4 protein-coding genes are annotated in these 5,904 nt (G+C 71.1%); 2 read left to right on the top strand and 2 right to left on the bottom strand.

Translation table 11 applies throughout. The features are described from left to right. Nucleotides 1-324 precede the first annotated feature (324 nt). Both AC01Y6_RS09235 and AC01Y6_RS09240 read right to left on the bottom strand, forming a co-directional pair. Nucleotides 325-2,181, bottom strand: a complete 1,857-nt coding sequence (locus AC01Y6_RS09235) for a hypothetical protein (RefSeq protein WP_428720673.1) — start codon at nucleotides 2,179-2,181, stop codon at nucleotides 325-327. A gap of 198 nt (nucleotides 2,182-2,379) precedes the next feature. Beyond that, a complete protein-coding gene (locus AC01Y6_RS09240) occupies nucleotides 2,380-2,529 on the bottom strand; it encodes a hypothetical protein (protein WP_476671240.1) in 150 nt (49 codons plus the stop codon). A gap of 205 nt (nucleotides 2,530-2,734) precedes the next feature. Here AC01Y6_RS09240 and AC01Y6_RS09245 point away from each other — a divergent pair, with 205 nt between their 5' ends. After that, nucleotides 2,735-2,956, top strand: a complete 222-nt coding sequence (locus tag AC01Y6_RS09245; RefSeq protein WP_428720671.1) for a hypothetical protein — start codon at nucleotides 2,735-2,737, stop codon at nucleotides 2,954-2,956. Beyond that, nucleotides 2,953-5,769, top strand: coding sequence for a P-loop NTPase family protein (locus AC01Y6_RS09250; RefSeq protein WP_476671241.1), 2,817 nt, complete (start codon nucleotides 2,953-2,955; stop codon nucleotides 5,767-5,769). Before AC01Y6_RS09245 ends, AC01Y6_RS09250 begins: the two co-directional genes overlap by 4 nt. The last annotated feature ends 135 nt before the right edge of the window (nucleotides 5,770-5,904 follow it).

The raw sequence follows: 5,904 nt of genomic DNA on the forward strand, positions 1-5,904 counted from the left end.
ACCAAGTCCACTTTTGCGAGGAAAGAAACCTTCAGGACGAAGCTACCAGATGAGAAAGCTTTAAAAGACGGCTTTGCCCCGCAATTTTGCGCATAAGTGTAGCAACTAGCGCGTTCGCAAGTAAAAGGGCGTGTAGCGCTCCCGTCCCAAGAGGGCGGCCTTCAGGCGCTGGGCCTGGGGCTTCAGGAGCTCCCCAGGGGCTTGCGGAAGCCCAGGGGGTGGGCCGTTTCTCCTTGGCCTTCCGCTCCTCCCCGGGCTTAGGCTTCCCCCCGATTTCGGAGAAGCTGAAGGAGGCCTATAGGCCCGCCGCCCCGTCCACCCACCTCAGCCCCGGAAGGGCCACCAGGGGGCCCGCTTTCGCAGGCCGAGCTTCTCCAGGCCCTTCTCCTTCAGGATCAGGACCTCCCCCTGAACCTCCTCCACGAGCCAGCCGGGGAGCTCCCGGCCGATCCTGCGGGCGTCCGGGCCCAGCCGGAGGTGGGGTTTACCCGCCTTCCACTCCAGCCGGTGCACCTTGAGCAGGGCCCGCATCTTCTCCTTCACCTCGGCGAGGCGGCTTTGGGAGAGGTCGGCGAGGCTTTGGGGCCTGGCCCAGGGGGGCGGGGCGCCCAGCACCTCCCCGAGGAGCGCCGCGAGGACGCGGGTGGAGGCGAGGAGCCAGTCCTCCTCTTCCCGGAGGGCCTCGAGGAGGCCCGGGAGGAAGGCCCGGAAGAAGGCCCCCCGGACCAGGAGGAGGTCCCGCTCGGCCTCGGCCCGCACCCGCCCCGCCACCTCGGGCCGGGTCTCGTCCAGGACGGCCTGGGCGTGGACGAGGAAGGCCCGCCTCCGGACCTCCTCGGGAGGGGCGTAGGCCTGGGAGGCGTTGAAGGAGAAGGCCACGGGGGTGAGGGTGCCCCGGGGGGTCTCGTAGAGGCTTTTCACCACGGGCTCCACCTTCTCGGAAAAGTCCCGCGGCGCCACGTCGTCAAAGACCACGGGGAACTCGCTCCCCGACTCGTGGAGGGCGAGGAGGGCCCGCTTCCCGAGCTCCGTGCCCGGGATGGGGTCCACGGGCACCCCCACCAGGCTTCGGGAGAGGAGCCTCAGGAAGGTGGTCTTCCCCGCCCCCGACTTCCCGAAGACCAGGGCGTAGAGGGGGTAGTGGTGGGGGGAGAGGCCCTCGAGGTGGGCCCGGCGGAGGAGGCGGCTCATGAGGGGGGCGGTCCAGTACCAGGCCCAGAGGCGGAAGTAGGCCTCGGCCTGCTCCCGGGCCTCCTCCTCGTGGAGGAAGTGCCCCGAGAGGTAGCGGTTGAGGAAGCGGGCCATGGCGAAGGCCTCTTCCCGGACCTCCGGGTCCTCCAGGGAGAGGAAGGGGCGTAGCTCCCCCAGGGCGAACACGCCCCCCTCCTCCTCCCGCACCTCCAGGAAGGGGGGGCCTTCCTCCTCCTCGGAGCGCGCCCTCCCGAGCTTAAGGGCCTTCACCGCCTTGGGCGGGATCTCCACCCCTCCGGGCCTGGGCTTGGCCTCCTTGGCCACGGGCTCGTAGACCTTGGCCCGCCTCAGGACCACCTCGGCCCGGTACACCACGGGCACCTCCTTGGGCACCTGGACCACCACGGGGCGCTTCTCCGCCGCCTGGAGGAGGGGAAGGTCCTCGGGCGCCGCCTGGCGCAGGAGGACCTCCGGGCGCACGGGGTCGGCCTCCCCCCGCACCTCCCGGTAGAGGGCGAGGAGGCGCTCCACCCCCTCCTCGTCCTCCACCAGGAAGAGGACCTCCGCCTGGCCCCCCTCGAGGGCCCTCCGGGAGAGGTTGGCGCTCCCCGCCAGGGCGAAGCGCCGCCCTCCCTTCTCCACCAGGTAGAGCTTGGCGTGGCTCGCCCGCCGGGAGAGGAGGAGGCGGAGCCTTCCTGAGCGCAGGGCCTCCAGCACCGCCTCGCTTCCTTTCACCTCTCCCTGGATCTCCTCCAGGACCAGGGCCTGGAGGGCGAGGAGCTGGTCCAGCTTGCCCACGGGGGTGGGGTGGCCGAAGACCACCTCCATCTCCCCCACCTTGGGGGCGAGCTCCCGGATGAGGCCCTCGGAGGCCGAGTAGGTGAGGGCGAGGATGCGGTCGGCGCCCTCGAGGGCCTCGAGGGAGAAGGGCTCCTCCCCTAGGAAGCGGACCCTGAGCGCCTTGGGACCTACCGGGAAAAGACCTTCCACCCCAAACCCCCTTTCCCAGGCCTAAAACAACCATAGCCTTTTCCTGGGAAAAATGCAAGGCCCCTGGGAAACCACGCGCACAAGCCGAGCTTTTCGTGGGCTAGAAGGCCCACAAGAAGCCCCCACCCCATCCGCGGCCAGCGCCCAGTCCCCTTTTAGGGCTATCCGGGCCAGCCCCATCGCCCCCGAGGGGCCGCCTCAGCCCGGGCCCGCTTCCGCCCCAAGAAGGCCCAAGAGGCGGCGCAGGACCCCCTCGGCCCGGTCCCCGTCTTCCGCCTCCCGGTCCCGCCGAGGGCGGAGGAGGTGGCGGACGTAAAAGCGGAAAGGGCAGGTGGCTAAGTACCCCATCGCGGCTTTTGCCGCGGTGGGGGCCCCAAAAGAGCTTTCCCGCGGCCAAAGCTTGGGCATCCCTTGTGCGAGGCTTTGCGGGGCCTGGGCCGCCTCGGCCAGCTCCCGGGCGAAGGCCTCCACCTCCGGGGACACCTCCGCGTTCCCCGGGCCCCGCACCTCCACCGCCCGCCATGTATCCCAGCGCTTGGAGGTGCCGGAGGGGATGGGTCTGGTCTTTCTTCCTCCCTACTTTCCCGAGCTCCAGCCCGTAGAGCGGGTCTGGCCCTTGGTGGACGCGGGGCGGGTGGACACGGAGGGGGAGCTTTGGGCCAGGGTGGAGGCCCGTTGTGCCTACCTGCGGACCAACCTCCTTGTGCCCCCGGGGCCGAGGTGGAGCCGCGAGCCCTTGCGGCCAGCCGGCATGCAGGGTACCGTAAGCCCATGAGGGTCCTGCTCTACGAGGGCCTCGAGGTCCCCCCCCACCTCCGGGACCGCCTGGAGCGGGTGCTGGAGGCCCTGCGCTCGGGGCACCTGGCCCAGGCTGAGCTCAAGAAGCTAACGCCCACCCCCTACTTCCGCGCCAAGCTCAGCGACAAGGACCGCCTTCTCCTCAAGCCGGTGCGGGTGGGGGAGGAGGGGGCCTGGCTCGTCCTCGAGGTCATCCCCAACCACGCCTACCACCGCTCCCGCTTCCTCCGGGGGGCGGAGGTGCGGGAGGAGGAGATCTTGGCCCCGGAGTCCGCCCTTGCCCAAGCCGAACCCGTGCGCCACCTGGACCTCAAGGCGCCCCGCTTCCACCTCCTGGACAAGCCCCTCACCTTTGACCAGGTCCAGGACGCGGTCCTCCGCGCCCCGCTTCCTCTCCTCCTCCTCGGCCCGGCGGGCTCCGGGAAGACCGCTTTGGTGCTGGAGAAGCTTCGCCAGCAGGCGGGGCGGGTCCTCTACGCCACCCTTAGCCCCTTCCTGGCCCGGGAGGCCCGCCGCCTTTACTTCGCCCACGGCTACGAGAACCCCTACCAGGAGGCCGACTTCCTCTCCTTCCGCGAGTTCCTGGAAACCCTCGAGGTGCCCGGGGGAAGGGAGGTGGGCTTCCGCGACTTCCTGCGCTTCTTCGCCCCCCGGGCCCGGGCCTATCCCTTCACCCACGCCCACGCCCTCTTTGAGGAGTTCCGGGGGGTGTTGCTGGCGAGCCCCGAGGGGCCCCTCTCCCTGGAGGCCTACCTGGCCCTGGGGGTGCGCCAGAGCCTCTACCCCAAGGACCTGAGGCCCCAGGTGTACGCCCTCTTCCAGAAGTACCTGGAGTTCCTCCAAGAGGAAGGGCTCTACGACCCGAGCCTTCTCGCCCACCGCTACCGGGAGCGGGTGGAGCCCGCCTACGACTTCGTGGCGGTGGACGAGGTCCAGGACCTCACCCTGGCCCAGGTGGACCTGCTCCTCAGGAGCCTCAAGGCCAAGGGCGCCTTTCTCCTCGCCGGGGACAGCCACCAGATCGTCCACCCCAACTTCTTCAGCTGGGCGACCCTCAAGAGCTACTTCTTCCGGGAGGACGCCCAGGCCCTGGAGCGCATCACCGTGCTTAAGGCCAACTACCGCAACGCCCGCAAGGTCTCCGAGCTCGCCAACCGCCTCCTCCGGCTCAAGCAGGCCCGCTTCGGTTCCGTGGACCGGGAGAGCACCTACCTGGTGGAGCCCCAGGGGGAGCGGGAGGGGCGGGTGGTCCTCCACCGGGCGGCGCCCGAGCTCCTGAAGGAGTTGGACCGGAGGATCCGCCAAAGCGCCCAGGTGGCGGTGGTGGTCCTCCGGGACGAGGACAAGGAGCGGGCCCGCCAGGCCCTGGGCACGCCCCTCCTCTTCTCCGCCCAGGAGGTGAAGGGCCTGGAGTACCCCACCGTGGTCCTCTTCCGCCCCGTGGATAGCGCCCCCGAGGTCTACCGCGAGGTGGCCCGGGGAGTGGGCCCGGAAGACCTCGAGGGCCCCCTGACCTACCGCCGGGCCCCGGACAAGGAGGACAAGTCCCTGGAGGTCTACAAGTTCTTCACCAACGCCCTCTACGTGGCCGTTACCCGGGCGGTGGAGGAGGTGGTCTGGCTGGAGGAGGACCCCCAGCACCCCTTCCTGCGCCTCCTGGGCCTGGAGCCCGGGAAGGAGCTGGAGGTGGCCGCCCGGGCCTCCAGCCGGGAGGAGTGGGCCAGGGAAGCGGCCCGCCTCGAGGCCCACGGCAACCTGGAGCAGGCCCGGGCGGTGCGGGAGGCCTTCCTCAAGGAGCGGCCCGTGCCCTGGACCGTGTACGACCGGGAACGGGTCCGGGCCCTCCTGCCCGAGCTCCGCGCGGGCCGCCTTCGCGGCAAGCTCCTCAGGGAGCTCTACGAGTACGCCCTCTTCCACCGGGCCCGCCCCCTCCTGGAGGCCCTGGCCCTGGCCGGGTACGAGAGGGCGCGGAACGTCCTAAACCCCTTCCTGGCCCCCAGCCTGGACTACGGCGAGGGGCAGTTCCGCGACCTGGAGCGGCGCCTTCTCCGGAGCTACGAGGGGCGGGGGTGGAAGGAGGTGCTCTGGGAGGTGAGGGACTTCGGGCCCGACTTCCGCACCCCCTTGGGCCTCACCCCCCTGATGCTCGCGGCCCGGGCGGGGAACCGGGAGCTCCTCGAGGCCCTCCTGGCCCAAGGGGCCGACCCCGAGGCCCGCGACCCCTTCGGCTACACCCCCTTCCTCCACGCCCTGGAGCGGGCCCTCTCGGACGAAGCCTTCGCCCGCGAGCGCTTTCCCCTGGTGGCGGACCTCCTCGCCCCCACGGCCCTGGACCTCCAGGCCGACGGGCACCTCGTCCGCCTTTACCCCCGGATGCCGGAGTACTGGGCCTTCCTCGCGGCCCTGGCCAGCCTCAAAGCCCTGGCCCTTCCGGAGATGCGCCTGCGGGGGCCCCTCATGGAGGAGGGGGTCACGGCCCGCTACCTGGCGGAGGCCCTGGGCCACCTGCCCCCCGCCCTCCTCCCCGCTCCTCTGGCCCGCAAGGAGACCTTGGGGGAGCGGAGGGCCTACCTGGGCGCGGTCCTGGCGCGGAGCGAGGTGGATAGCGACTACCGCCCCGCCCGCAGGCTCTTCCTCAGGTTGCGACGGGGGCGGTACCTGCCCAACCCCCGCCTCCTCCTGCGCCCGAGGGAAGGGGAGGCGGCCTGGACCCCCTTAGAGGCGGCGATGGACCTGGAGGGGCTCGGGCTGGGACGGCCCCACCTGGAGGGGCAGGGAAGGCGCGCTTGACGGAGGGCTCCTTCTCCCCTTGACCCCGAGCCGCCGGTGGGCGAGCCTGGGGGGCAGGGGGCGGAGGCGCCTCGCCTTGAGGAGCTCCTCCTCCCTCCTGCGCAGGCTCTCCTTCAGCTCCTCCGAGGGCGTCTG

This window comes from Thermus sp. (assembly GCF_056332225.1).

Coding starts and splice junctions, on each gene's coding strand:
- AC01Y6_RS09240 (WP_476671240.1), bottom strand. CDS start 2,529: ATGGGGTACTTAGCCACCTGCCCTTTCCGCTTTTACGTCCGCCACCTC.
- AC01Y6_RS09245 (WP_428720671.1), top strand. CDS start 2,735: ATGGGTCTGGTCTTTCTTCCTCCCTACTTTCCCGAGCTCCAGCCCGTA.
- AC01Y6_RS09250 (WP_476671241.1), top strand. CDS start 2,953: ATGAGGGTCCTGCTCTACGAGGGCCTCGAGGTCCCCCCCCACCTCCGG.